The sequence below is a fragment of the Micrococcus sp. KRD012 genome (assembly GCF_017168555.1).
Classification (GTDB): Bacteria; Actinomycetota; Actinomycetes; order Actinomycetales; family Micrococcaceae; genus Micrococcus; species Micrococcus luteus.
Genome location: NZ_JABFBB010000017.1, coordinates 9,527 through 11,108, shown reverse-complemented (window position 1 = coordinate 11,108; position 1,582 = coordinate 9,527). Strand labels below are relative to the sequence as shown.

Below are 1,582 nucleotides of genomic sequence, written 5' to 3'. Positions count from 1 at the left end.
AGATGTGTATAAGAGACAGAGGATGCCCCCCGGCCCCTGTGGCTCGGCGGCATCCACTGGCCCGGCGAGCGGGGCGTGGCCGCGACCTCGGACGGGGACGTGGCCGCCCACGCGGCGTGCAACGCCCTGCTCTCCGCCGCCGGCCTCGGCGACCTCGGGGCCGTGTTCGGCGTCGACCGGCCCGAGATGGCGGACGCCTCCGGCGCGGACATGCTCCGCGAGGTGCTGCGCCTGCTGACGGAGGCGGGCGTCGCCGTCGGGAACGTGGCGGTCCAGGTGGTCGCCCCCCGGCCCAAGGTGGGCACGCGCCGCGCGGAGATGGAGGCCGCCCTGTCCGCCGCCCTCGGCGGGGCCCCCGTGTCCGTCTCCGCCGCCACCACGGACCGGCTGGGGTTCATCGGGCGCAGGGAGGGGCTGGTCGGGATCGCGACCGCGCTCGTCGTCCCCGCGGCCTGAGCCCGCACCGGCGCACCGACTAGGCTGGCAGAGCCCCGTCAGGACCCCGCCCCTCCGGAAGGACCGCGCCCCCATGGCCCAGCGCTTCTACGACACCCGCACCGCGCAGATCCGGGACTTCGAGCCCCTCGTGCCCGGCGAGGCGTCGGTGTACTACTGCGGGGCCACGGTGCAGGGCATGCCGCACGTGGGCCACGTGCGCAGCGCGATCGTGTTCGACATCCTCATCCGCTGGCTCGAGGCCACCGGGCTGCGCGTCACCTCGGTGCGGAACGTGACGGACATCGACGACAAGATCCTCGACCGCTCGGCCGCCTCCCACGAGGCCGGCTTCGAGGCCTCGGACCTCTACCCGGCCCGCGAGCCGTGGTGGGCCCTGGCCTACCGGTTCGAGAAGGCGTTCGACGCCGCCTACCTCGCCCTCGGCGTCCGCCGTCCCACCTATGAGCCGCGCGCCACCGGCCACGTGCCCGAGATGTTCGCGCTCATCGAGCGCCTGATGGAGCGCGGCCACGCCTACCCCGCGCAGGACGGCTCGGGCGACGTCTACTTCGACGTCCGGTCCTGGGAGCGCTACGGCGAGCTCACCCGCCAGCGCGTCGAGGACATGCAGGACGCCCCCGACGCCGACCCGCGCGGCAAGCGCGACCCCCGCGACTTCGCCCTGTGGAAGGGCGCCAAGCCCGGCGAGCCCGCCACCGCCGTGTGGGAGTCGCCCTGGGGCGCCGGCCGCCCCGGATGGCACCTGGAGTGCTCGGCCATGTCCACGAAGTACCTCGGCGCCGAGTTCGACATCCACGGCGGCGGCCTGGACCTGCGGTTCCCGCACCACGAGAACGAGCTGGCCCAGTCGGCGGCCGCCGGTGACGGCTTCGCCCGCTTCTGGCTGCACAACGGGCTCGTCACCTACGGCGGCGAGAAGATGTCCAAGTCCGTGGGCAACACGATCTCCCCCGAGGAGATGCTCGGCATGGCCCGCCCGACGGCGGTGCGCTATTTCCTGGGGCAGGCCCACTACCGCTCCCAGCTCGACTACCGGCCCGGCGCCCTCGACGAGGCCGAGGCCGCCGTCGAGCGCATCGAGGGCTTCACGGCCCGCGCCCGCGCCGCCGGCGCCGTCCCGCCC

General features: G+C 74.6%; 2 protein-coding genes. Both read left to right on the top strand.

What is annotated here, in order from left to right:
* Positions 1-36 precede the first annotated feature (36 nt).
* Positions 37-456, top strand: coding sequence for a 2-C-methyl-D-erythritol 2,4-cyclodiphosphate synthase (ispF, locus tag J1M37_RS07180; RefSeq protein WP_342345127.1), 420 nt, complete (start codon positions 37-39; stop codon positions 454-456).
* A gap of 73 nt (positions 457-529) precedes the next feature.
* A partial coding sequence (cysS, locus tag J1M37_RS07175; protein WP_206452378.1) for a cysteine--tRNA ligase occupies positions 530-1,582 on the top strand: 1,053 nt, incomplete at its 3' end.